Source organism: Kitasatospora sp. NPDC092039 (genome assembly GCF_044756065.1).
In the GTDB taxonomy this organism is placed as follows: Bacteria; Actinomycetota; Actinomycetes; order Streptomycetales; family Streptomycetaceae; genus Kitasatospora.
Map to the genome: position 1 here is coordinate 57,317 of NZ_JBIVSD010000022.1, position 23,581 is coordinate 80,897.

The window sequence follows — 23,581 nt, forward strand, 5'->3', positions numbered from 1 at the left end:
TCAGGCGATGCGGTCCAGCACGATCGGGTTCGGGGTGAAGGCGGTGCCCGCCGGGGCGACCTCGATGCCGCCGGCCAGGGCCTCGACCGCGTAGTCGAAGCGCTCCGGGGTGTCGGTGTGCAGGGTCAGCAGGGGCTGGCCGGCCACCACCGTGTCGCCGGGCTTGGCGTGCATCTCGACGCCGGCGCCGGCCTGGACCGGGTCCTCCTTGCGGGCGCGGCCGGCGCCCAGGCGCCAGGCGCAGACGCCGACGGCGTAGGCGTCCAGCGCGGTGAGCACGCCGGAGGCGGGCGCCGGGATGACGTGCTGCTCGCGGGCGACCGGGAGCGGGGCGTCGACGTCGCCGCCCTGGGCGGCGATCATGCGGCGCCAGTGGTCCATCGCGGAGCCGTCCCGCAGCGCGTCCGCCGGGTCCTTGCCGTGCACGCCGGCCGCGGCGAGCATCTCGCGGGCGAGCGCCAGGGTCAGCTCCACGACGTCGGCCGGGCCGCCGCCCGCGAGCACCTCCAGGGACTCCCGGACCTCCAGCGCGTTGCCCGCGGTGAGGCCGAGCGGGGTGGACATGTCGGTGAGCAGGGCGACGGTGTTGACCCCGGCGGTGGTGCCCAGGCCGACCATGGTGCGGGCGAGCTCGCGGGCGTCGTCCAGGTTCTTCATGAACGCGCCGGAGCCGACCTTGACGTCCAGGACGAGCGCGCCGGTGCCCTCGGCGATCTTCTTGGACATGATCGAGGAGGCGATCAGCGGGATGGCCTCGACGGTGCCGGTGACGTCGCGCAGCGCGTACAGCTTCTTGTCGGCCGGCGCGAGGCCGTCGCCCGCGGCGCAGATGACCGCGCCGGCGTCGCGCAGCACGTCCATCATCTCCTCGTTGGAGAGCAGGGCGCGCCAGCCGGGGATGGACTCCAGCTTGTCCAGGGTGCCGCCGGTGTGGCCGAGGCCGCGGCCGGACAGCTGCGGGACGGCGGCGCCGCAGGCGGCGACCAGCGGGGCGAGCGGCAGGGTGATCTTGTCGCCGACGCCGCCGGTGGAGTGCTTGTCGCTGGTGGGCAGCGGCAGCGAGGAGAAGTCCATCCGGACGCCGGAGCGGATCATGGCGTCGGTCCAGCGGCTGATCTCGCGCGGCCCCATCCCGTTCAGCAGGATCGCCATCGCCAGGGCGGACATCTGCTCGTCGGCGACCTCGCCGCGGGTGTAGGCGTCGATGACCCAGTCGATCTGAGCGTCGCTCAGCTCTCCGCGGTCGCGCTTGGTCCTGATGACGGAGATGACGTCCATGCGTGCTCCAAGAGGGGTTTCAAAAAGCGTCAAAAGCGAAGAGTGCCGCGAGATGACCTGGTTCCGGCCCACTCGCGACACTCTACGCGCGTAACAGAAAAGGATGCTAGAGCCGCTCCGGCCCGAACGCGTCGGGCAGGACCTCGCTCATCGGCTTCACGCCCGAGGCCAGTTCGATCAGCAGCTCCGGCCCGCCGTGCTCGTACAGCAGCTGGCGGCAGCGCCCGCACGGCATCAGCAGGTCGCCGGCGCCGTCCACGCAGGTGAAGGCGACCAGCCGGCCGCCGCCGGAGGAGTGCAGCGCGGACACCAGCCCGCACTCGGCGCACAGCCCCAGCCCGTACGAGGCGTTCTCGACGTTGCAGCCGGTGACCACCCGGCCGTCGTCCACCAGCGCGGCCGCGCCGACCGGGAACCTGCTGTACGGCGCGTACGCGTGGCCCATCGCCTCGCGCGCCGCCGTCCGCAGCAGCTCCCAGTCGACCGGGCCGGCGGCCGGGGCCGTCACTTGCCCTGGCCCTTGCGGTAGATCTGGCCGTCCGCCTTCGGCATCCGCAGCCGTTGCGAGGCCAGCGAGAGCACCACCAGGGTGATCAGGTACGGCGTGGCGACGATCAGCGGGCGCTGCACCTGCTCGGTGAACGCGTACCAGCAGATCAGGCCCGCGGCCGCCGCGGTGGTGACCGCCGTCGAGACGTACTTGCGGCGGTACAGGTGCCAGAGCGCCAGCAGGACCATCGCGATGCCGACGATCAGGATCAGCACGTGCACCGACTCCGGGTCGCGCAGCTGGAGGCTGTCGGTGAAGCCGAACAGGCCGGCGCCCATGGCGAGGCCGCCGGGCATCCAGTTGCCGAAGATCATCGCGGCGAGGCCGATGAAGCCGCGGCCGGCCGTCTGGCCGTCCTTGTAGAAGTGCGCGGCGACCAGCGAGAGGTAGGCACCGCCGAGGCCCGCGAACGCGCCGGAGGCGACGACCGCGAGGTACTTGTACTTGTAGACGTTGACGCCCAGCGACTCGGCGGCGGTGGGGTTCTCACCGCAGGAGCGCAGCCGCAGGCCGAACACCGTGCGCCAGAGCGCGAAGTAGCTGACCACGATCAGCACGGCGGCGAGCACCACGACCACCGAGAGCTTGGTGACCATGCCGCCGAGCACCCCGGCGAGGTCCGAGACGAAGAACCAGTGGTGGCTCTCGATGTCCTTCAGCCCGGAGGACAGGCCCGGGATGGTGATGTACGGCAGCGGGTCCGCCGGCGGGGACTGGTTCTGGCCGGCGCCGGCCGAGACGTAGTCCTTGTAGTAGATCCGGTTGACGTACGCGCAGATGCCGGGGATCAGCAGGTTGATACCGACGCCGGAGACGATGTGGTCGACGCCGAAGGTGACGGTGACGACCGCGTGCAGCAGGCCGCCGAGCGCGCCGCCGGCCATGCCGGCCAGCAGGCCGACCCACGGGTTGACCAGGTAGCCCGCCCAGGCGCCGCAGAAGGTGCCGGCGACCATCATGCCTTCGAGACCGATGTTGACCACACCGGCCCGCTCGGACCAGAGGCCGCCGAGACCGGCCATGCCGATCGGCACGGCCGCGCCCAGCGCGGCGGTGACCTGCCCGGAGGAGGTCAGCGAGTGGTTGCCGGTGGCCAGGCCCACGGCGGAGAACAGGACCAGGGCGCCCGCGATCAGGAGCAGGACGACCGGCCAGGACAGCTTGCGCTTCTTCGCGGGCGCGCCCGGCGCCTTCGGACGAGCAGCGGTGGCGGTGCTCATGCCGACACCTCGCTTCGCTCGGCGCGTGCTTCGCACCACACGCGGTGCCTGATGGCTCGCTCGCTACGCTCGCTCACGACGCCACCTCCTTCTTCTCAGTGGCCGCGAGCTGGGCGGCGAGCTGGGCGCCGACCTTCTGCTGCTGGCGCTTCAGGCCGTAGCGGCGCACCAGCTCGTACGCGACGACGACGCAGATGACGATGGTGCCCTTCATGACGTCGACGATCTCGAACGGGAACTCGCCGTTCAGGGGCAGCGGGAGCACCGAGCCGGAGGCGTCCAGGAAGGCGAACAGCAGCGCCGCGAAGGCGATGCCGATCGGGCTGTTCCGGCCGAGCAGGGCGATCGAGATGCCCAGGAAGCCCAGGTTCTGCTGGAAGGTCTGGCCGAAGTAGTACGAGTTCTGCAGCAGTTCGGGCAGACCGATCAGACCGGCGATCGCACCGGAGACGATCATCGAGATGACGACCATCTTCTTGACGTTCACGCCGGACGCGGTCGCGGCGGACTCCGAGCGGCCGGTGGCCCGCAGGTCGAAGCCGAAGCGGGTGCGGGTCAGCACGAACTGGAAGACCACGCCGACCAGGACGGCGACGACCAGGAAGCCCCAGAGCTTTCCGCCGTCCGTCTCGATCGAGAAGAAGTGGCTGGACTCCGAGATCTTCTCGGTCTGGATCGAGTTGCTGGTGCCGCTCACCTTGGGCGCGAAGATGCCCGGGACGAGCAGCACGCCGACGATCGCGGTGGCGATCGCGTTCAGCATGATGGTCGAGATGACCTCGCTGACGCCGCGGTAGACCTTCAGCAGACCGGCGATGCTCGCGTACAGGCCACCGACCAGCATGGCGGTGATCAGCAGCAGCGGGATCTGGATGAAGGCCGGCAGGTCGAGCCGGCTGCCGACGAAGGCCGCGAACAGCGCCGCGACCTTGTACTGGCCCTCGACGCCGATGTTGAACAGATTCATCCGGAACCCGAACGCCGCGGCCGCGGCGGCCAGGTAGTACGTGGTGGTCCGGTTGATGATGTTCACCTGGCCGTCCGACTTGGTGGCGTACGTGATCATCACGTTCCACGCGTCGAACGGGTTCTTGCCCGAGGTCGCCAGCAGCACCGAGCAGATGGCGACGGAGAGCACGATCGCGAGCACCGGCGCCGCCAGCGCGAGCACGATCCGCTCGCCGCTGAACCGCTGCGCCAGGCCGGGCTTCGCGGCGGCGGGGTTGGGACTGGTCATGGGTTACTCCCCCGCCTGCGGGTCGTCGGCGGTGTCGGTGTGCGAGTGCTGGCCCTCGGCCTCGGTGCCCTCGGCGGCGACGGCCTGCGCCTCGGCGACGGCCTCCGGCTCGGACTCCAGGTGGCCGCTGGCGGCACCGGTCATCGCGGTGCCGAGGTCCTCGGCGGTGACGGTGGCCGGGTCGGCGTCGGCGACCAGGCGGCCGCGGTAGATCACCCGGATGGTGTCGGACAGGCCGATCAGTTCGTCCAGGTCCGCGGAGATCAGCAGGACGGCCAGGCCGGCCCGCTGGGCGACCCGGATGTGCTCCCAGATCTGCGCCTGCGCGCCGACGTCCACACCGCGGGTGGGGTGGGCGGCGATCAGCAGCTTGGGCTGGTGGCTCATCTCGCGGCCGATGATCAGCTTCTGCTGGTTGCCGCCGGAGAGCGAGGCCGCGGTGACCTCGATGCCGGGGGTGCGGACGTCGTACTCCTCGACGATCCGCTGGGTGTCCACCCGGGCAGCGGCCGGGTCGAGCAGCACGCCCTTGGAGTTGGGCGCCTCGGTGACGTGCCCGAGCATGCGGTTCTCCCAGAGCGGAGCCTCCAGCAGCAGGCCGTGCCGGTGGCGGTCCTCGGGGATGTAGCCGATGCCGGCCTCGCGGCGGGCCCGGGTCTGGACGCCGGAGAGGTCCTTGCCGTCCAGGGTGACGGTGCCGGCGTTCAGCGGCAGCATGCCCATCACGGCCTCGACCAGCTCGGCCTGGCCGTTGCCCTCGACACCGGCGATGCCGAGGATCTCGCCCTTGTGGATGCGCAGCGAGACGTCGTCCAGGACGACGCGCTCGACGCCCTCGGCGTCGGTCTTGGCGATCCGCAGGCCGTCGACGTCGAGCATCACGGCGTCGGTGACGGTCGACTCGCGGCTCTCCGGGGAGGGCAGCTCGGCGCCGACCATCAGCTCGGCGAGCTGGCGGGCGGTGACGGCCTTCGGGTCGGCGTCGCCGACCGTGGTGCCGCGCCGGATGACGCTGATCGCGTCGGCCACCGCGAGCACCTCGTGCAGCTTGTGCGAGATGAAGATGACGGTGACGCCCTCGGACTTGAGCTCGCGCAGGTTGTCGAACAGCGCGTCGACCTCCTGCGGCACGAGCACGGCCGTGGGCTCGTCGAGGATCAGGATCTTGGCGCCGCGGTACAGCACCTTGAGGATCTCGACGCGCTGGCGGTCGGCGACGCCGAGGTCCTCGACCAGGGCGTCCGGGCGCACGCCCAGGCCGTACTGGTCGGAGATCTCCTTGATCTTCGCCTTGGCCCTGGCGCCGATGCCGTGGATCTTCTCGCCGCCGAGGACGACGTTCTCCCACACCGTGAGGTTGTCGGCGAGCATGAAGTGCTGGTGCACCATGCCGATGCCGCGGGAGATGGCGTCGCCGGGGGTGTTGAACTCGCACAGCTCGCCGTTGATCGCGATGGTGCCCTCGTCCGGCTTCTGCATGCCGTAGAGGATCTTCATCAGCGTCGACTTGCCGGCGCCGTTCTCACCCATCAGGGCGTGCACGGTGCCGGTGCGGACGGTGAGGTTGATGTCGTGGTTGGCCACGACACCGGGGAAGCGCTTGGTGATGCCGCGCAGTTCGACGGCCAGTGTCGCCGTCCCCGCGCTGGGGGTGCCGTCCTCGCGCAGGGGGACGGGGTCGGATGCGGTGATGGCGATCTCCTGGTGGTCTGGAGGCGCGACGTTGCGCTCGGAGGGCCAAGGGGGAACGTGGGAGACGGAACGGGGCCCGGGGGTACGCGTTGAGCGCACCCTGCCGGGCCCCTCCCGTGAACTGTGTGGACGCGTCGCGCTGCCGGGCAGGCGGCAGGCGCCGCGGCGTCCGGGACGCGCGGTGCTTACTTGACCGGCGCGGTCGGGATGGTGGTGGCGCCGGACTTGATCGCGTCGGCGGCGGCCTTCAGCTTGTCCTGGATGTCGTCGATCTTGCCGCCGGTGGTGGCGAGCGAGACACCCTCGGCCTTCAGGTCGAACAGCTTGACGCCGGTCGGGCTCTGGCCCTGCTTGACCGACTGGATGTACGAGAACACCGCGGTGTCGACGTTCTTGACCATCGAGGTCAGGATGCTGTTCTTGTACTTCGCCAGGGCCGGCTGGCTGGCCTGGTCGGAGTCGACGCCGATGGCCAGCGCGCCCGACTTGTTGGCGACGGCCTCGATGGCACCGTTGCCGGAGGAACCGGCGGCGGTGTAGATGACGTCCGCGCCCTTGTCGAGCTGGCCCTGGGCGGCCTCCTTGCCCTTGTCGGGCGAGGCGAAGCCGGTGAAGTCCGGCGGGGTGGTCAGGTAGGTGGTCTCGACCGTGATGTTCGGGTCGACGGACTTCACACCCGCGGTGTAGCCGGCCTCGAACTTCTTGATCAGCTCGGACTGCACGCCGCCGATGAAGCCGACGTGCTTGGCCTTCGACTTGTTCGCGGCGGCGACGCCGGCCAGGTACGAGCCCTCCTGCTCGGCGAAGAGCAGCGAGGTGACGTTGGCCGGCTGGTCCTTGTCGTTCGAGTCGATGATCGCGAACTTGACGCCCGGGTTGTCCTTGGCGACCTTGTTGACCGCCTGCTGGTAGACGAAGCCGACCGCGACGATGGTCTTGTAGCCACCGTCGATCAGGTTCTTGAGGCGGGTCTCCTTGTCGGCCTCGGCCTCGCCCTGCTTGGCCTCGGCCTCGGTCACGGAGACGCCCAGCTCGGACTTGGCCTTGTCGAGGCCGCGGGCGGCGGAGTCGTTGAACGACTGGTCGCCGCGGCCGCCGATGTCGTAGGCCATGCCGACCTTGATCGAGCCGTCGCCCGAGCCGGAAGAGGAGGAGGTGTCGGTGCTCTTTGCGCCGCAAGCGGCGAGCGAGGCCATGCCCAGGGAACCCGAGAGCACAACCGCGGCGAGCTTCATTGAACGGCGCAAGGGGATATCTCCTTCTACACGCAACCGTTTGGCGTGGTCGGACGCCACCGTAACGCGCGTAGAACACGGTTGTGTTACGGGGTGCCGGAGCATTCGGGTTGTTATCAAACCGTGGTCTGATGCTCGCCCCGAGGCTCTGTCCCCTGCGCGGACGGTGGTCCGAGGTCGGTCCGGCCAGTCTACGGAACGGTTCCGGAACCCCCGGATCCGCGCGTTCCGCCCGTGTCGGCCGCACCGCCCCGGGTCCGTCGCCGGCCGTCGCCGCGCCGTCAGCTGCCGTCCGCCTCCAGGGCCAGCGCCGAGAACAGCTCCACGCCGATGCCGATCGACCGTTCGTCCACGTCGAAGCGGCCCTGGTGCAGGTCGCGGACGGTGGCGTCGCCGGGGGCGCGGACGCCCAGCCGGGCCAGGGCGCCCGGGGCGTGCTCCAGGTACCAGGAGAAGTCCTCGCCGCCCAGGCTCTGTTCGGTGCCCTCCACGACCACTGCGCCGTCCCGGCCGAAACGGTCGTTCATCACCTCGTCCAACCGGGCGACCGAGACCGCCTCGTTGACCACCGGCGGCACCCCGCGGTGGTAGTCCAGCGTCCACTTGGCCCGGTGGGTCTCGGCCAGCTTGGCGATCAGCTCGTGCAGCAGGTCCGGCGCCTCGCGCCAGCCGTCCAGCTCCAGGCAGCGGACGGTGCCCTCCAGCTCGGCGTGCTGCGGGATGACGTTGGCCGCGGAGCCGGAGGCGATCCGCCCCCAGACCAGGCTGACGCCCCAGCGCGGGTCCATCCGGCGGGCCAGTGCGCCCGGAAGGTCGGCGGCCGTCCGGGCGACGGCGGTGACCAGATCGGTGGTCAGGTGCGGACGGGCGGTGTGCCCGCCGGGGCCGTCCAGGTGGAGCACCAGGCGGTCGCAGGCCGAGGTGATCGCCCCGACCCGCAGGGCGATCCGGCCGACCTCCACCTTCGGGTCGCAGTGCACCGCGAAGATCCGCCCGACGCCCGTCATCCCGCCGGCCTTGATCACGTCCAGCGCGCCGCCCGGCATGACCTCCTCGGCGGGCTGGAACACCAGCCGGACGGGGCGGCGCAGTTCGCCGGTGCGGGCGGCCTCGGCCAGCACCAGGCCGGTGCCGAGCACCACCGAGGTGTGCACGTCGTGGCCGCAGGCGTGGGCCCGGCCGGGGACGGAGGAGCGGTACGGCACGTCGGTCTTGGCGTCGTCGATCGGCAGCGCGTCGATGTCGGCGCGGAAGGCCAGGAACTCCGTGCCCGGGGCGGTGCCGGGCGGGACGATGTCGACGAGCATGCCGGTGCCGCCGGGCAGCACCCGGGGTTCGAGGCCGGCCGCCACCAGCCGGTCGCGCAGCAGCCCGGTGGTTCGGAACTCCTGGCGGCCCAGCTCCGGGTGCCGGTGCAGATCACGGCGGAAGGCGATCAGCTCGGGCTCCAGCGCCCGTACCCGGTCGCGCAGATCGGCGGCGGGACGTGCGACGGCGAGAGTGGTGGCGCCCGACTGAGCGGGCTCAGGACGGTTCATCTCGCCAATCGTAGGCCTGTTGGGGGGATTTGGCCCGACTTCCGGAAAATTAGTCTCCGGATGGGTGCATACCGGCCGGACACGTGGGTATGACATCTTGTTTCAGCCGCCTTCCCCGGGTTGCGTGCCCTGTGCAACGATCCCTCCGGCCGGCGGTCACGGCCGCCACCGCCGGTACGGCACCGGCGGGTTGACGGCCGTTCAGCGCGAGGTCAGAAGCGCTCCACCGGGGCGTACGTCCCCCACACCCCGCGCAGCGCGTCGCACACCTCGCCGACGGTGGCCCGGGCGGCCAGCGCCTCCTTCATCGGGTACAGCACGTTCCCCGTCCCCTCGGCGGTGCGGCGCAGCGCGTCCAGCGTCCGGGTGACGGCGCCGGCCGAGCGCCCGGCCCGCAGCCGGGCCAGCCGCCGCGCCTGCCGCCGCTCGATCGCCGGGTCCACCCGCAGCGGCTGGTACGGCTCCTCCGTGTCCGACCGGAAGCGGTTGACGCCGACCACGACCCGCTCCCCGGAGTCGGTCTCCTGCTGGAACCGGTAGGCGGTGCGCTCGATCTCGCCCTTCTGGAACCCGCGCTCGATCGCGGCCACCGCGCCGCCCTGCTCCTCGACCCGGTCCATCAGCGCCCGCGCGGCGTCCTCCAGCTCGTCGGTGAGCGACTCCACGGCGTAGGAGCCGGCGAACGGGTCCACGGTGGCGGTCACGTCGGTCTCGTACGCGAGCACCTGCTGGGTGCGCAGGGCGAGCCGGGCGGCCTTCTCGGTGGGCAGCGCGATCGCCTCGTCGAATCCGTTGGTGTGCAGCGACTGGGTGCCGCCGAGCACCGCGGCGAGCGCCTGGACGGTGACCCGGGCCAGGTTGACCTCGGGCTGCTGGGCGGTGAGCTGCACTCCCGCGGTCTGGGTGTGGAAGCGCAGCATCTGCGAGCGCGGGTCCCGGGCGCCGAATCCGTCCCGCATGACCCTGGCCCAGATCCTGCGCGCAGCACGGAACTTGGCCACTTCCTCCAGCAGGGTCGTGCGGGCCACGAAGAAGAACGAGAGCCGGGGCGCGAAGTCGTCCACGGCCATCCCGGCGGCGAGCGCGGTACGGACGTAGGCGATGCCGTTGGCCAGGGTGAAGGCGACCTCCTGCGCGGGGTCGGCGCCGGCCTCGGCCATGTGGTAACCGGAGATGGAGATGGTGTTCCAGCGCGGGATCTCGGCCCGGCAGTACCGGAAGACGTCGGCGACCAGCCGCAGCGAGGGCTGCGGCGGGAAGATGTAGGTGCCGCGGGCGATGTACTCCTTCAGCACGTCGTTCTGGACCGTGCCGGTGAGCGCCGCCGGCGCCACCCCCTGGGCCTCGGCGACCAGCCGGTAGAGGAGCAGGAGCAGGGCGGCGGGCGCGTTGATGGTCATCGAGGTGGACACGTCGCCGAGCGGGATGCCGTCGAACAGCTCCGCCATGTCGTCGACGCTGTCCACGGCGACGCCCACCCTGCCGACCTCCCCGGCGGCGAGCGGCGCGTCCGAGTCGTAGCCCATCTGGGTGGGCAGGTCGAAGGCGACCGAGAGGCCGGTGCCGCCGCCGGCGATCAGCTGCCGGTATCGGGCGTTGGACTCGGCGGCGGTGCCGAAGCCCGCGTACTGGCGCATCGTCCAGGGGCGGCCGGTGTACATCGTCGGGTAGACGCCCCGGGTGTACGGGTACTCCCCCGGCCGTCCCAGCCGGGCGCCGGCGTCCCAGCCCGCCAGGGACTCGGGCCCGTACAGCGGCTCGATCCCGAAGCCCGACTCGGCGCGGCGCGGCTCGGCTGCCATGGGTGCCTCCTGCAACTGGGAGCGGGGTCCTCGCGGTGTCTCGCAATGTAGGGCCTGACCGGCCCGCCGGGGCGGCGACGCGGTTGAGATGATCGGGTGAACGACCGATGAGCCCCAGGGAGTGGCAATGACCGAGCAGAAGGTGGCCGTGGTCACCGGTGCCAGCAGCGGGATCGGCGCGGCGACCGCCCGCCGGCTGGCCGCCGAGGGTTTCGACGTGGTGCTGACCGCCCGCCGGACCGACCGCGTCGAGGCGCTGGCCAAGGAGATCGCCGACGGGGGCGGCTCCGCCCGGGCGGTCACCCTGGACGTCACCGACCGGGCCGCGGTGGACGCCTTCGCGGCCGCGGTGGGCCGGGTGGACGTCCTGGTGAACAACGCCGGCGGCGCGATCGGCGCCGAGACCGTCGAGCACGGCGACCCGGCCGACTGGCGGGCCATGTACGAGGTGAACGTGCTCGGCGTGCTGCACGTGACCCAGGCCCTGCTGCCGGCCCTGCGGGCCACCGGCGACGGCACGGTCCTGGTGCTCTCCTCGACCGCCGCGCTGGCCGCCTACGAGGGCGGCGGCGGGTACGTCGCCGCCAAGCACGCCGCGCACACCATCGCCGCCACGCTGCGGCTGGAGCTGTGCGGGGAGCCGATCCGGGTGATCGAGATCGCGCCCGGCATGGTGAAGTCCGAGGGCTTCGCGGTCACCCGCTTCCGCGGCGACGAGGAGAAGGCCGCCGCGGTCTACGCGGGCGTGGCCGAGCCGCTCACCTCGGAGGACGTCGCGGACACCGTGGCGTGGGCGGTCACCCGGCCCCCGCACGTGAACATCGACCTGCTGGTGGTCCGCCCCCGGGCGCAGGCCGCCAACCACAAGGTCCACCGCGGCTGAGCCGGGGGCCGTCCCGAGGGGCGGGCGACGACCGCGGGGAGGGCGCTGACGTGCAGGTGTCAACGTCACAACTTGATAGCTCGTCCGGATGAATTCGGCGCGCGCCCTCCCCAACTGATGACGGCTCAACTACCTTTGAGGCGCAGCCCGACCGGCGCCCGCGCGCCCCTCGGCAGCCCCTCTTCCACCCGCTCACCACCCCCCTTCACCGGCACCTTCCCGCCCTCACGAGGAGGACCCGCTGGCCAGCGACATCCCGTCACAGCGGCTCGACGTCAGAACAGAGCCGACCCTCCTCGGGTTGCACCGCTTCAACGAAGCGGACGCCGGCGCTGCCGAGGAGGCCCTGCTGGCCTGCTGCGGCAGCCACCGCTGGGCCCTGCGCCTCACCGCGCACCGGCCCTACCCCGACATCGAGTCCCTGCTGGCCGCCGCCAGCGAGGCCTCCTACGACCTCCGCCCGGCCGACCTCGCCGAGGCGCTGGCGGACGAGAGCTGGATGCCGCAGCCGCTGCTCGGCATGCGGGCTCCCGGCAGCCAGGCCGCCCACACCGCGCTGCGGGCGGCGCACGCCGCGTACGAGGCCCGGTTCGGGCACGTCTTCGTGGTCTGCCTGGAGCGGGTCGCCCCGGAGGAGATGCTCGACACCGTGCTCTCCTCCATCCGCACCCGGCTCGCCAACGACCCGGACGAGGAGCGGCTGATCGCGGCCGACGAACTCCGCCGGATCGCCCTCACCCGACTGGAGCACCTGGTCGCCACCCCCACAGAGGCCGCGGCGCACTGAGCCGCATCCGCACCCCGGCTTCACCCGTTCGAGTGACTCCACCTCTGAATCCGCTCGGACGGGTGAATCCGGGGCCCGCCGGAGCCGCACCGGCCCGAGTCCGCGACCGCCGCACCCCGCACCCTCCGGTGCGAGGCGTGAGCGCGCCCTCACCCACCGTGGCGACAATCGGTTCGGTTCCCGCCCCGCTAGGCCAGAAGTGCCTGATTGATCACACCTGGGGCCCCCGGAGGCGGTTCCAGAGAAGGCGTCGATAGGATGCTGGCGGCCGGTGGACCGTACCCGGCCGGGCTGACCGACACCGAAGCCGGCCGAGCCCCCAATCGCTTCCGGAGGGTTTTTCCGTGCCGGCTGGAACGCTGTACCGCGGCCGGGAAGGCATGTGGAGCTGGGTGGCTCATCGAGTCACCGGCGTCCTCATCTTCTTCTTCCTGTTCGCCCACGTCCTGGACACCGCCCTCGTGCGAGTGTCGCCGGAGTCCTACGACACCGTCATCCAGACGTACAAGACTCCGCTCGTGAACCTGATGGAGTACGGCCTGGTGGCCGCCATCCTGTTCCACGCCCTCAACGGCCTGCGCGTCGTCGCGGTGGACTTCTGGTCCAAGGGCCCGAAGTACCAGAAGCAGATGCTCTGGACCGTCGTCGGCGTCTGGGTCGTCATGATGGCCGGTTCCTTCTACGGGATCCTCCAGCACACGCTGATCTCCTGGTTCGGGAAGTGAGCCGAGACATGTCCACGGAAATCTCCGACGCCATCGTCGTCCCCTCGAAGCAGGCGCACACCGGCAAGGGACTGGGCACCGGCAACCCGGCCGACGCGTTCGTCATCGAGCCTCCGCGCAAGCGGACCAAGAAGACCCCGCGTCGCACCCGCACCAACTTCGAGATGCTGGCCTGGCTCTTCATGCGCCTGTCCGGCATCGTCCTGGTCGTGCTGATCCTCGGCCACCTGCTGATCATGCTGGTGCTCGACGGCGGCGTCTCCAAGATCGGTTTCGCCTTCGTGGCCGGCCGCTGGGCCTCGCCGTTCTGGCAGGGCTGGGACCTGCTGATGCTCTGGCTCGCCATGCTGCACGGCGCCAACGGCATGCGTCAGGTCATCAACGACTACGCCGAGAAGGACTCGACCCGGCTCTGGCTCAAGGGGCTCATGGGTACCGCCACGGTCTTCACCGTGCTGCTGGGCACCCTGGTGATCTTCACCTTCGACCCCAACATCTGAGCCGCGAGCACCATCGACCACCGGCAGAGGCCAGAGGCGAGTTAACCCCCCATGCAGATTCACCAGTACGACACCGTCATCGTCGGCGCCGGCGGCGCCGGCATGCGCGCGGCCATCGAGTCGACGCAGCGCAGCCGCACCGCCGTCCTGACCAAGCTCTACCCGACCCGGTCCCACACCGGCGCGGCCCAGGGCGGCATGTGCGCCGCCCTGGCCAACGTCGAGGAGGACAACTGGGAGTGGCACACCTTCGACACGGTCAAGGGTGGTGACTACCTGGTCGACCAGGACGCCGCCGAGATCATGTGCAAGGAGGCCATCGACGCCGTCCTCGACCTGGAGAAGATGGGTCTGCCCTTCTCCCGCACCGAGCAGGGCCGGATCGACCAGCGCCGCTTCGGCGGCCACTCCCGCAACCACGGCGAGGCCCCGGTCCGCCGCTCGTGCTACGCGGCCGACCGCACCGGCCACATGATCCTCCAGACGCTGTTCCAGAACTGCGTCAAGCACGGCGTCGAGTTCTTCAACGAGTTCTACGTCCTCGACCTGCTGATCAACGAGGGCAAGACGTCCGGCGTCGTCGCGTACGAGCTGGCCACCGGCGAGATCCACGTCTTCCAGGCCAAGTCGGTCGTGTTCGCCTCCGGCGGCACCGGCAAGTTCTTCAAGGTCTCCTCCAACGCCCACACCCTCACCGGTGACGGCCAGGCCCTGGTCTACCGCCGCGGCCTGCCGCTGGAGGACATGGAGTTCTTCCAGTTCCACCCGACGGGCATCTGGCGCATGGGCATCCTGCTCACCGAGGGCGCCCGCGGCGAGGGCGGCATCCTGCGCAACAAGGACGGCGAGCGCTTCATGGAGCGCTACGCCCCCGTCATGAAGGACCTCGCGTCCCGTGACGTCTGCTCCCGCGCGATCTACACCGAGATCCGCGAGGGTCGCGGCTGCGGTCCGGACGGCGACCACGTCTACCTGGACCTGACCCACCTGCCGCCGGAGCAGCTGGACGCCAAGCTGCCGGACATCACCGAGTTCGCGCGCACCTACCTCGGCATCGAGCCCTACACGGACCCGATCCCGATCCAGCCCACCGCGCACTACGCCATGGGCGGCATCCCGACCAACGTCGAGGGTGAGGTCCTGCGCAACAACACCGACGTGGTCCCGGGCCTGTACGCGGCCGGCGAGGTCGCCTGCGTGTCCGTGCACGGCGCCAACCGCCTGGGCACCAACTCGCTGCTGGACATCAACGTGTTCGGCCGTCGCGCGGGCATCGCCGCCGCCGACTACGCCAACGCGAACGACTTCGTCGAGCTGCCCGAGAACCCGGCCGAGAAGGTCCAGGCCCTGGTCGACGGCCTGCGCGAGTCCACCGGCACCGAGTCCGTGGCGCAGATCCGCAAGGAGCTGCAGGAGACCATGGACGCCAACGCGATGGTGTACCGCACCGGCGCCACCCTGAAGCAGGCGGTCGAGGACATCGCCGCGCTGAAGGAGCGCTACAAGAACGTGGCGATCCAGGACAAGGGCTTCCGGTACAACACGGACCTGCTGGAGGCCGTCGAGCTGGGCAACCTGCTCGACCTGGCCGAGGTGCTGGCGGTCTCCGCGCTCGCCCGCGAGGAGTCCCGCGGCGGCCACTACCGCGAGGACTTCCCGACGCGTGACGACGTGAAGTTCATGCAGCACACCATGGCGTACCAGGAGGTTGCCGAGGACGGCACCACCTCCATCCGCCTCGACTACAAGCCGGTCGTCACGACCCGCTACCAGCCGATGGAGCGTAAGTACTGATGAGCACTCCGACCGTGGAGAAGCACTCGGCCGCTCTGGACGCGGCCGAGGCGGGTGCCGTCCAGCTGATCACCGTCACCTTCCGGATCCGCCGGTTCAACCCGGAGGAGCACCCGGACCCGGTGTGGGTCGACTACCAGCTGGAGATGGACCCGAAGGAGCGCGTCCTGGACGCGCTCAACAAGATCAAGTGGGAGCAGGACGGCACCCTCACCTACCGCCGTTCCTGCGCGCACGGCATCTGCGGCTCCGACGCCATGCGGATCAACGGCCGCAACCGGCTGGCGTGCAAGACCCTGATCAAGGACGTCAACCCGGAGAAGCCGATCACGATCGAGGCCATCAAGGGCCTGACGGTCCTCAAGGACCTGGTCGTGGACATGGACCCGTTCTTCCAGGCGTACAAGGACGTCATGCCGTTCCTCATCACCAAGGGGAACGAGCCGACCCGCGAGCGCCTGCAGTCCGCCGAGGACCGCGAGCGCTTCGACGACACCACCAAGTGCATCCTGTGCGCCGCGTGCACGTCGTCCTGCCCGGTGTTCTGGAACGACGGCCAGTACTTCGGCCCGGCCGCCATCGTCAACGCGCACCGCTTCATCTTCGACTCGCGCGACGAGGGCGCCGAGCAGCGCCTGGAGATCCTCAACGACCGTGAGGGCGTGTGGCGCTGCCGCACCACCTTCAACTGCTCCGAGGCCTGCCCGCGCGGCATCGAGGTCACCAAGGCGATCCAGGAAGTGAAGCGGGCGCTGGTCACCCGCCGCTTCTGATCCCCGTCTGACGGCCCGAAGGCCCCCGGCCCGATCCACCGATCGGGCCGGGGGCCTTCGCCTTCCCGCCCGCCGGGTCAGTCGGCGGCCGGGGTGCGGCGGGTGGCGCGCAGGCCGCGGACGCCGACGGCGCCGACGGCGATGCCGAGCGCGAAGGAGGTGACGGCGAGGAGGAGGTGGACCCAGAAGAAGGCGGTGGGCCGGGAGTGGTCGCCGCCGGTGAAGGCCTGGCCGCCGGAGTCCTTCCAGAGGTTCTTGACGAAGGTCGTCCAGATGATGACCGACCAGACCCCGAAGGCGGTCAGGAACCAGGAGGTGCGGCGGCTGAGCTTCATGGGGGTTCCTCGGCGTGTGAAGACGGTGTGCGTCCCCAGTATGCGCGGCCTCCGATCGGCGTAGGGCGGGCCCCTCCTGCGGAGTGGACGGGCCACGGGGGGAGGGCGCGCGGAGCCGGGAGTGGGTACGGTCGGCTGGTGCCCACACCCCGTCACACGCTCGCGCGCCTGTGCGGCGCGCTCACCGCGGCCCTACCGGTACTGCTCGCCGCCCCGGCGGGCGCGGCCCCGCAGCAGCCGCCCCCGTCGGTCGCGATCGGCGGCGAGCGGCTCGGGCTCCCCGGGGTGCAGGTCGCCCCGATGGCGGGTGCCCCGCCACTGCCCACCGACCTCACCGGCCAGTCCTGGATAGTCTCCGACGCGGCGTCGGGAGAGGTGCTGGCGGCCAGCAACCCGCACCTGCGGCTGCCCCCGGCGAGCACCCTGAAGATCCTCTTCGCGGACACCGTGCTGCCCAAGTTCGACCGCGACGCGGTGCACCGGGTGGCCGACGAGGAGATCCAGGGGATCGGCCCCGGCAGCAGCCTGGTCGGCATCAAGGAGAACCTGGACTACCGGGTCGAGGACCTGTGGCGCGGGGTGTTCCTGAGCTCCGGCAACGACGCGGTGCACGTCCTGGCGCACATGAACGGCGGCGTCCAGCGGACCGTCGACGAGATGCAGGCGCGCGCCGACGCGCTCCAGGCGAGGGACACCAGGGTGGTCTCCCCGGACGGCTACGACATGGACGGCCAGGTCTCCTCGGCCTACGACCTCTCGCTGTTCGCCCGGGCCGGCCTGCGCAACGCGGACTTCCGGACGTACTGCGCCACCCGGGACGCGATGTTCCCGGGCGCCGTCGACCGGAACACCGGCCAGCGCGGCAGCTTCGGGATCGCCAACACCGACCGGCTGCTGGGCAGGTACCCGGGGCTGATCGGCGTGAAGAACGGCACCACCACCAACGCCGGCTCGACCTTCGTCGGCGCCGCCGAGCGCGACGGCCGCACCCTGCTGGTGACGGTGATGCACCCGGCCAACTACCAGAAGGTGTACGACGAGACGGCCGCCCTGCTGGACTGGGGCTTCGCCGCGGCCGGCAAGGTCCAGCCGGTCGGCAGGCTGGTCGACGAGCTCCCGCCCGGCGGTGCCGAGCCGACCGGCCAGGCCGGCGGCACCGGCGGCCCGCCCGCGCCGCCGCCGCACCCCTCGGCCACCGCCGCGCCGGCCCCCGCGGCCGCCTCGGCGCCCGCCGCGGCCGCCGACGGCGGCGGGCTCGGGCCCGGCGGCTGGTCGGCCGTGGCGTCGGCCGTGGTGCTGGCCGGGGCCGCGGCCGGGTACGGCGCCGTGGTGCTGCGGCGGCGCCGCTCCGCCGGCTGACCCACCGGTCGTCGGCGGGGTCCGGCCTCAGTCCGAGGGCCGGGCCCCGCCCTTCTCCCCCGTCGTCTCCACCCGCCCGGCCGCCGCCTCCGCCTTGTCGGCCGCCTCCAGCAGCGTCCGGCCGTGCGCCCTGGTCCGTTCCCGGGCGGCCACCGGGTCGGCCGTCGCGGTCCAGGCCACGCAGTACATCAGCAGCCGGGAGACGAAGTTGATCCACAGCAGCAGTGCCACCGGGGTGGCGAACGCCCCATACAGGCTCCGTCCGGCGACCGAACTCAGGTAGGAGGCGAGCAGGAGCTTCAGCAGTTCGAAGCCGACCGAGCCGATCAGCGCGCCCTGCACGAGGTCCCGGCGGCGCTGCTCGGTGATCCCCGGGAAGGGCGCCAGCAGGTAGGCGAAGAGCAGCATGTCGCACGCTATGGCGATCAGCACGCCCACCGCCGTCAGCAGGTAGCCGCTGCCCAGGCCGGCCGCGCCGGCGATCCGGCCGGCCAGCGTGGTCCCGACGGCGGAGACGCCCAGCGAGAACAGCGACACCAGGCCGAGGCCGGCCAGCACCACCACGTCCCAGGCCTTGCGCAGCACCGGGTTGCCGTCCTCCTGGGGCAGCTGCCACAGGTCGCGGATCGAGGTGCGCATGGTGTCCACCCAGCCGAGGCCGGAGACCAGCAGCAGCGCCCCGCCGACCAGTCCGACGGTGCCCGCGTTGGCCACCAGGGCGGGCAGGTCGAGCGCGTCCGAGATCCCCGGCAGCTGGTCGGAGATGTGCTCCTGCAGCTCGTGCACCCGGCTGTCGCTCAGCGCCGCGGCGGCGATCGCCAGGCCCACCGTGAGCAGCGGGAAGAGGGCGAGGAAGCCGAAGAAGGTGACGGCGCCGGCCAGCCGGTTGCCCCGGGCGGCGGAGAGGTACTCGTACACCCGGTACGGGCGGCTGCGCAGCACCCGGGCCACGAAGGGGCCGACGACCGGAAGTCGGGTCAGGAAGTCCACCCACCGGTTATACCGGCCTGTCCCCCGAATGGGCGTCAGGCGGGCCCAGGAGCCGGTCCGTCGGCCGCCGCGGCCCGGGAGCGCGGCGGGACGGGCAGGCTACCGCTTGACGAGCCGGCGGGCCTTGGCGAGGGCCCGGACGGCCTGGTAGGCGCCGTAGCGGCCGTGGCTGAGCAGCTCGGTGCGCACGCCGTCCACCCCGGCCGGCGGCCGGTAGCCGGCCGGCCGCAGCCGGGCGCAGTGCCCGGCGGCCCGGCGGAAGTACTCGCGGCGGTCGCCGGGCGGGACCCGGCCGGGCTTGGAGACCACGGTGTTGAGGTGGTGCAGCATCCGGCCGTAGACGACCGGGCGCCAGCGGTCCAGGTCGGGGCGGCCGTCGAGGAAGGCGAAGACCAGGTCGTACTGGGCGAACACGTCGAAGTGCTTGCGGCTGGCGGTGGCCAGGATGTTGCCGCCCTCCTGGCGCTGGCGGTAGTGCACGCCGACCTGGTCGAGCAGGGTGATCCGGGCGGCGGCGAGCAGCGCCGGGTACGTCCAGGGGGTGTCCTCGTAGTAGCCGGCCGGGAAGGCCAGCCGCTGCTCGGTGACGAACCCGCGGCGGTAGGCCTTGTTCCAGACGACCTGCAGCAGGTCGAGCAGGTCGGGGCGGGCGTCGAGGTCGAAGACGTCCGGGGAGGCGGCGCCGAAGACGTGCGCGGAGGCGGCCCGGGTGATCCGGCCGTCGGCGTAGGTGCGGGCGTAGTCGTAGACCAGGACGTCCGGTTCACCCGTGGCGGTGAGCCGCTCGTCGACGGCCTTCAGCAATCCGGGCGTCAGCGTGTCGTCGCTGTCGAGGAAGATCACGTAGTCCCCGGTGGCGACCTCCAGGCCGGCGTTGCGGGCCCGGCCGAGGCCGACGTTCTCCGGCAGGTGCAGCACCCGGATCCGGGCGTCGGCGGCGGCGGCCTCGTCCAGCATCGCGCCGCAGCGGTCCGGGGAGCGGTCGTCCACCGCGATCAGCTCGAAGTCCGGGCCGTCCTGGCAGAGCACCGATTCGAGGCACTCGGCGAGGTAGTCCTGGACCTGGTACACGGGGACGATCACGCTGAAACGGGACACGGCCCCAGCGTAGTGGCCCCCGGGCGGGCGAGGTCCCCGGAGGTAGGATCGGGGCGCACGTACGCACCGATCACAAGTGCGGCCAGGCCCCGTACGGGCTGCCACGCTCCTCCAGAGAAAGGCCTGCGTAGCCGATGGCTCCCCGCCTCTCCATCGTCGTCCCGATCTACAACGTCGAGCGCTACCTCGTCGAATGCCTCGACTCGATCGCCGCCCAGACCTTCACGGACTTCGAGTGCGTCATGGTCGACGACGGTTCGAAGGACGGCAGCGCGGCGCTCGCCGAGGCCTACGCGGCCGGGGACTCCCGGTTCCGGCTGGTCCGGCAGGTGAACAAGGGTCTCGGCGCGGCCCGCAACACCGGCATCCGGCACATCGACCCGGACTCCGAGTTCCTGTGCTTCGTGGACAGCGACGACTCGATGCCGCCGAGTGCGTACGAGCTGATGATCAACACGCTGGACGAGACCGGCTCGGACTTCTGCACCGGCAACGTGCTGCGCTTCCGCGCCGTGGGCTACTACCAGTCCGGCGGCCACCTGAAGCCGTTCAAGGAGACCAGGCTCAAGACCCACATCACCGAGATCCCGGCGCTGGTCACCGACCGCACCGCGTGGAACAAGGTGTACCGCCGCTCGTTCTTCGACGCGGCCGCCCTGCTCTACCCCGAGGGCATCCTGTACGAGGACGCCCCGGTCAGCGTGCCGCACCACTACCTGGCCAAGAGCGTGGACGTGCTCTCCGAGCCGATCTACCACTGGCGCGAGCGCGAGGTCGGCGAGATGTCGATCACCCAGATGCGCACCAACCCCAAGGGCCTGATCGACCGGGTCGCCTCGGTCGAGCTGGTCCGCGCCTGGCTGATGAAGCAGACCGAGCCGCGCTTCGCCGAGTACCTGCGCTCCTACGACGAGAACACCCTCGTCGAGGAGATCCCGATGTTCTTCTCCTCCCTCGTGGAGGGCGACAAGGACTACCGGGACGCCTACCTCCTGCACGTCGGCCGGCTGCTCCGGGCGATCGGCGCCGAGCGGGTCTCCCGGCTGCGCGCGCCGCTGCGGCTGAAGTACCACCTGACCCTGTCGGGCCGGATGGACGAGCTGGTCGAGCAGATCACGTACGAGCGCGAGAGCGGCGGCGGCGTCCAGGCCCGCGGTCTGCTGCGCCCGTACGCCGACTACCCGTTCCTGCGCGGCGGGCGCAGGAGCGTCCCGGCCGGGGTGCTCAAGCTGGACAACTCGCTGGTCATCCGCAGCCGGCTGTACGACAGCTCCTGGGAGGGCGGCAGGCTCCGGTTGACCGGGCACGCGTACCCGGAGCAGCTGGGCGCGGCCGGCAAGCACGACATGGTCCGCACCCTGGTGCTGCGCGAGACCAAGGGCCGCCGGGTCATCGCGGTGCCGATGCGGACGACGTACAGCCCCGAGGCCACCGCCAGCTGCCACCACGACCTGTACAGCTGCGACTGGTCCGGCTTCACCGTCGCCGTCGACCCGAGGAAGCTCCGGCACCGCGGCCAGTGGAAGGACGGCAACTGGCGCGTCCTGGTGGCCGGCGCGGGCAAGGGCGGGGTCTACAAGGGCCGGATCTCGGCCGGGTGGAGCGACAGCGCCCAGTTCCTCCCGTCGCACTGGGTCGAGCCGGACGTGCGGATCGTGCCGTGGGTCCGGGACAACTTCGTCTACCTCCGGGTGGAGACGGTCAAGGCCCGGGTGACCGGCCTGGCCGCGCACGGCGACCGGCTGGAGGTCTCGGGTGCGGCCCGCTCCGGCCCGAGCTTCGCCGGGGCGCGGCTGCGGCTCACCCACACCGAGTCGGACCGCCACGTGAGCTTCCCGCTGGAGCTGGGCACCCCGGTCGGCTCGCTCCAGCCGTTCACCGCGGCCTTCCCGGTCGCCGAGCTGACCGCCGTCCGCGAGGCCTGGGCCGAGCTGGACCCGCTGGCCGCCGAGCGCAGCCGCGACCACTGGGACGGCGCGCTGCTGCTGGCCGACGGCAGCACCGTCCCGCTGGCCTGGGACGACCGCAACGCGCCGGAGCGGCTGCACCTGGCGCTGAACCCGCAGGCCCCGGTCGCCGAGCGCCGGGCGCTCTACTCCAAGCCGTCCCCCGAGGGGCGCCTCCAGTTCACCGACCAGGTGCTCCAGCCGATGGTGGACGAGGTGTCCTCGCGCGGCGCCGACGGCTTCCTGCTCAGCGGCTCGTTCCCGCTGCCCGGCGCGCACCGCTGGGAGCTGGTGGTCCGTCACAAGTGGCGCGAGGAGGAGCACGCCTACCCGGTGGAGATCTCGGACGGCCGGTTCCGCACCGCGCTGCCCGCCGTCCCGACGGCCTCCTTCGCCGGCCGGGTGCCGCTCTCCCGGGGCACCTGGAACGTCGTCTTCCGGCCGGTCGGGGTGCCGGTGCCGGAACTGCCGGACGCCGCCGCGCTGGTGACCCCGGACTGCTTCGACGTCCTGCCGGTCGTGGTGGAGTCCCGCGGCAAGCGGATACTGCTGGAGCGGCGCAACCACGACGGGCTGTCGCTGGAGTCGGACTCGGTGCTGCTGCCCGAGGAGCGGGCCGGCTTCCGCCAGCGCCAGCTGCAGAGCGTGGACTACCCGGCCGCCCGCCGGCTGCCGGTGCGCGACACGGTGGTGTACCACACCGGCAAGTACGGCACGTACTCCGGCTCGCCGCGGGCGGTCCACGAGGAGCTGGTCCGCCGCGGCCTGCCACTGGAGCACCTGTGGGGCAACGACGACATGCAGGCCGAGCTGCCGCAGAGCGTGACCGCGCTCCGCTACCGCAGCCCGGAGTGGTACGAGGCGCTGGCCACCGCCAAGTACGTCGTGGCCAGCACCCATCTGCCCGACTTCTTCGTCCGCCGCCCCGACCAGGTGGTCCTCCAGACCTGGCACGGCACCCCGCTGAAGCAGATCGGCCTCGACTTCGAGAAGGTCTGGTTCACCGACTCCAAGTACCTCAAGAGCCTGGCCCGGGAGGTCCCGAACTGGAGCCTGCTGGTGGCCGGCAACCGCTGGTCGGCCCCGGTGCTGCGGCGCGCCTTCGACTTCAAGGGCGAGATCCTGGAGAGCGGTTCGCCGCGGAACGACCTGCTGTTCGCGGCCGACCGGGAGAAGACCGCCGAGCAGGTCCGGGAGCGGCTCGGCCTGCCCGAGGGCAAGAAGGTCGTGCTCTACGCGCCGACCTGGCGCGAGGACCGGCGCCGGCCGCAGGGCGGCTACCAGATCGACCTGCGGATCGACCTGGCGGCGGCCAGGGCCGCGCTCGGCGACGACCAGGTGCTGCTGGTGCGCCGGCACCACCTGATGTGCGGCCAGATCCCGGGCGCCGGCAACGGCTACGTCTGGGACGTCGGCAGCTACCCCGACATGGCGGAGCTGCTGCTGATCGCCGACGTCCTGGTGACGGACTACTCGGCGAGCGTGTTCGACTTCGCGGCGACCGGCAAGCCGATCGTGTTCTTCACCTACGACCTGGAGCACTACCGGGACAACCTGCGCGGCTTCAGCCTGAACTTCGAGGCGGAGGCGCCCGGCCCGATGCCGGCCACCTCCGAGGAGCTCGTCTCGGTGCTCGGCCGGCTGGACGAGGTCACCGAGGAGTACGCGGACCGGGCGGCCGCGTTCCGCGAGGCGTACTGCGACCTGGACGACGGCAAGGCCTCGGCCCGGGTGGTCGACGCGATGCTCCGCAAGGAATAGCCCCCGCGCGCGATCCGGAAGGCGCCCGGCACCCTCGGTGCCGGGCGCCCGCGCGTCTGCGGGCGCCGTGTGGGGGCC

General features: G+C 71.5%; 19 protein-coding genes. 8 read left to right on the plus strand and 11 right to left on the minus strand.

From position 1 onward, the window contains the following. The 8 genes from ACIQI7_RS32915 to ACIQI7_RS32950 form a co-directional block, all read right to left on the minus strand. Positions 1-1,278 carry a thymidine phosphorylase gene (locus ACIQI7_RS32915; protein WP_387756493.1) on the minus strand — a complete coding sequence of 426 codons (1,278 nt, stop codon included), beginning with the start codon at positions 1,276-1,278 and terminating at the stop codon, positions 1-3. Between the two features lie 106 nt (positions 1,279-1,384). Next, the gene (locus ACIQI7_RS32920; protein WP_387756491.1) at positions 1,385-1,786 is read right to left on the minus strand and encodes a cytidine deaminase; all 402 of its coding nucleotides are present in this window, start codon (positions 1,784-1,786) and stop codon (positions 1,385-1,387) included. Beyond that, a complete protein-coding gene (locus tag ACIQI7_RS32925; protein WP_401117205.1) occupies positions 1,783-3,048 on the minus strand; it encodes an ABC transporter permease in 1,266 nt (421 codons plus the stop codon). The genes ACIQI7_RS32920 and ACIQI7_RS32925 overlap by 4 nt, the downstream gene beginning before the upstream one ends. A gap of 73 nt (positions 3,049-3,121) precedes the next feature. Further along, positions 3,122-4,285, minus strand: a complete 1,164-nt coding sequence (locus tag ACIQI7_RS32930) for an ABC transporter permease (RefSeq protein WP_401117207.1) — start codon at positions 4,283-4,285, stop codon at positions 3,122-3,124. A gap of 3 nt (positions 4,286-4,288) precedes the next feature. Then, the gene (locus ACIQI7_RS32935) at positions 4,289-5,815 is read right to left on the minus strand and encodes an ABC transporter ATP-binding protein (protein WP_401117295.1); all 1,527 of its coding nucleotides are present in this window, start codon (positions 5,813-5,815) and stop codon (positions 4,289-4,291) included. A 347-nt stretch (positions 5,816-6,162) separates the two neighbouring features. Beyond that, the gene (locus ACIQI7_RS32940; RefSeq protein ID WP_401117209.1) at positions 6,163-7,224 is read right to left on the minus strand and encodes a BMP family protein; all 1,062 of its coding nucleotides are present in this window, start codon (positions 7,222-7,224) and stop codon (positions 6,163-6,165) included. A 269-nt stretch (positions 7,225-7,493) separates the two neighbouring features. After that, entirely contained in the window at positions 7,494-8,750 is a 1,257-nt protein-coding gene (locus ACIQI7_RS32945) for an amidohydrolase (RefSeq protein ID WP_401117211.1), read from the minus strand. Positions 8,751-8,962: 212 nt separating this feature from the next. Continuing rightward, complete coding sequence (locus tag ACIQI7_RS32950; protein WP_401117213.1) at positions 8,963-10,552, minus strand: methylmalonyl-CoA mutase; 1,590 nt, start codon at positions 10,550-10,552, stop codon at positions 8,963-8,965. Positions 10,553-10,679: 127 nt separating this feature from the next. Here ACIQI7_RS32950 and ACIQI7_RS32955 point away from each other — a divergent pair, with 127 nt between their 5' ends. From ACIQI7_RS32955 to ACIQI7_RS32980, 6 genes are all read left to right on the plus strand, one after another. Continuing rightward, positions 10,680-11,435, plus strand: a complete 756-nt coding sequence (locus ACIQI7_RS32955) for an SDR family oxidoreductase (protein ID WP_401117215.1) — start codon at positions 10,680-10,682, stop codon at positions 11,433-11,435. Between the two features lie 241 nt (positions 11,436-11,676). Further along, positions 11,677-12,222, plus strand: a complete 546-nt coding sequence (locus ACIQI7_RS32960; RefSeq protein ID WP_401117297.1) for a 2-oxo-4-hydroxy-4-carboxy-5-ureidoimidazoline decarboxylase — start codon at positions 11,677-11,679, stop codon at positions 12,220-12,222. A gap of 344 nt (positions 12,223-12,566) precedes the next feature. Then, positions 12,567-12,947 (plus strand): succinate dehydrogenase, cytochrome b556 subunit, encoded by a 381-nt coding sequence (gene sdhC, locus ACIQI7_RS32965; RefSeq protein ID WP_387756477.1) that lies wholly within the window; start codon positions 12,567-12,569, stop codon positions 12,945-12,947. 8 nt (positions 12,948-12,955) lie between these two features. Continuing rightward, positions 12,956-13,447, plus strand: a complete 492-nt coding sequence (gene sdhD, locus ACIQI7_RS32970) for a succinate dehydrogenase, hydrophobic membrane anchor protein (RefSeq protein ID WP_316523753.1) — start codon at positions 12,956-12,958, stop codon at positions 13,445-13,447. A gap of 51 nt (positions 13,448-13,498) precedes the next feature. Further along, a complete protein-coding gene (sdhA, locus tag ACIQI7_RS32975) occupies positions 13,499-15,241 on the plus strand; it encodes a succinate dehydrogenase flavoprotein subunit (RefSeq protein WP_401117218.1) in 1,743 nt (580 codons plus the stop codon). Next, positions 15,241-16,014: a succinate dehydrogenase iron-sulfur subunit gene (locus ACIQI7_RS32980; protein WP_401117220.1), complete on the plus strand. Its 774-nt coding sequence runs from the start codon at positions 15,241-15,243 to the stop codon at positions 16,012-16,014. The genes sdhA and ACIQI7_RS32980 overlap by 1 nt, the downstream gene beginning before the upstream one ends. 77 nt (positions 16,015-16,091) lie before the next feature. Here the strand turns inward: ACIQI7_RS32980 and ACIQI7_RS32985 are convergent, their stop codons facing one another. After that, positions 16,092-16,349 carry an SCO4848 family membrane protein gene (locus tag ACIQI7_RS32985; protein WP_401117222.1) on the minus strand — a complete coding sequence of 86 codons (258 nt, stop codon included), beginning with the start codon at positions 16,347-16,349 and terminating at the stop codon, positions 16,092-16,094. 138 nt (positions 16,350-16,487) lie between these two features. Between ACIQI7_RS32985 and ACIQI7_RS32990 the strand changes: the two genes are divergently transcribed. Next, a complete protein-coding gene (locus ACIQI7_RS32990; protein WP_401117224.1) occupies positions 16,488-17,708 on the plus strand; it encodes a D-alanyl-D-alanine carboxypeptidase family protein in 1,221 nt (406 codons plus the stop codon). Positions 17,709-17,735: 27 nt separating this feature from the next. Here the strand turns inward: ACIQI7_RS32990 and ACIQI7_RS32995 are convergent, their stop codons facing one another. Together ACIQI7_RS32995 and ACIQI7_RS33000 are read right to left on the minus strand one after the other, a co-directional pair. Next, on the minus strand, positions 17,736-18,698 hold the full coding sequence (locus ACIQI7_RS32995) for a YihY/virulence factor BrkB family protein (RefSeq protein WP_401117226.1): 963 nt from the start codon (positions 18,696-18,698) through the stop codon (positions 17,736-17,738). Positions 18,699-18,797: 99 nt separating this feature from the next. Beyond that, a complete protein-coding gene (locus tag ACIQI7_RS33000) occupies positions 18,798-19,796 on the minus strand; it encodes a glycosyltransferase family 2 protein (protein ID WP_401117228.1) in 999 nt (332 codons plus the stop codon). 134 nt (positions 19,797-19,930) lie between these two features. Between ACIQI7_RS33000 and ACIQI7_RS33005 the strand changes: the two genes are divergently transcribed. After that, on the plus strand, positions 19,931-23,503 hold the full coding sequence (locus ACIQI7_RS33005; RefSeq protein WP_401117230.1) for a CDP-glycerol glycerophosphotransferase family protein: 3,573 nt from the start codon (positions 19,931-19,933) through the stop codon (positions 23,501-23,503). The last annotated feature ends 78 nt before the right edge of the window (positions 23,504-23,581 follow it).

Excerpts from the sequence above, each read along its gene's own strand:
- ACIQI7_RS32985 (WP_401117222.1), bottom strand. The coding sequence starts at position 16,349 with ATGAAGCTCAGCCGCCGCACCTCCTGGTTCCTGACCGCCTTCGGGGTC.
- ACIQI7_RS32945 (WP_401117211.1), bottom strand. The coding sequence starts at position 8,750 with ATGAACCGTCCTGAGCCCGCTCAGTCGGGCGCCACCACTCTCGCCGTC.
- ACIQI7_RS32915 (WP_387756493.1), bottom strand. The coding sequence starts at position 1,278 with ATGGACGTCATCTCCGTCATCAGGACCAAGCGCGACCGCGGAGAGCTG.
- ACIQI7_RS32980 (WP_401117220.1), top strand. The coding sequence starts at position 15,241 with ATGAGCACTCCGACCGTGGAGAAGCACTCGGCCGCTCTGGACGCGGCC.
- ACIQI7_RS32935 (WP_401117295.1), bottom strand. The coding sequence starts at position 5,815 with ATGGGTGAGAACGGCGCCGGCAAGTCGACGCTGATGAAGATCCTCTAC.
- sdhD (WP_316523753.1), top strand. The coding sequence starts at position 12,956 with ATGTCCACGGAAATCTCCGACGCCATCGTCGTCCCCTCGAAGCAGGCG.
- ACIQI7_RS33005 (WP_401117230.1), top strand. The coding sequence starts at position 19,931 with ATGGCTCCCCGCCTCTCCATCGTCGTCCCGATCTACAACGTCGAGCGC.
- ACIQI7_RS32925 (WP_401117205.1), bottom strand. The coding sequence starts at position 3,048 with ATGAGCACCGCCACCGCTGCTCGTCCGAAGGCGCCGGGCGCGCCCGCG.
- ACIQI7_RS32955 (WP_401117215.1), top strand. The coding sequence starts at position 10,680 with ATGACCGAGCAGAAGGTGGCCGTGGTCACCGGTGCCAGCAGCGGGATC.
- sdhA (WP_401117218.1), top strand. The coding sequence starts at position 13,499 with ATGCAGATTCACCAGTACGACACCGTCATCGTCGGCGCCGGCGGCGCC.
- ACIQI7_RS32950 (WP_401117213.1), bottom strand. The coding sequence starts at position 10,552 with ATGGCAGCCGAGCCGCGCCGCGCCGAGTCGGGCTTCGGGATCGAGCCG.
- ACIQI7_RS32930 (WP_401117207.1), bottom strand. The coding sequence starts at position 4,285 with ATGACCAGTCCCAACCCCGCCGCCGCGAAGCCCGGCCTGGCGCAGCGG.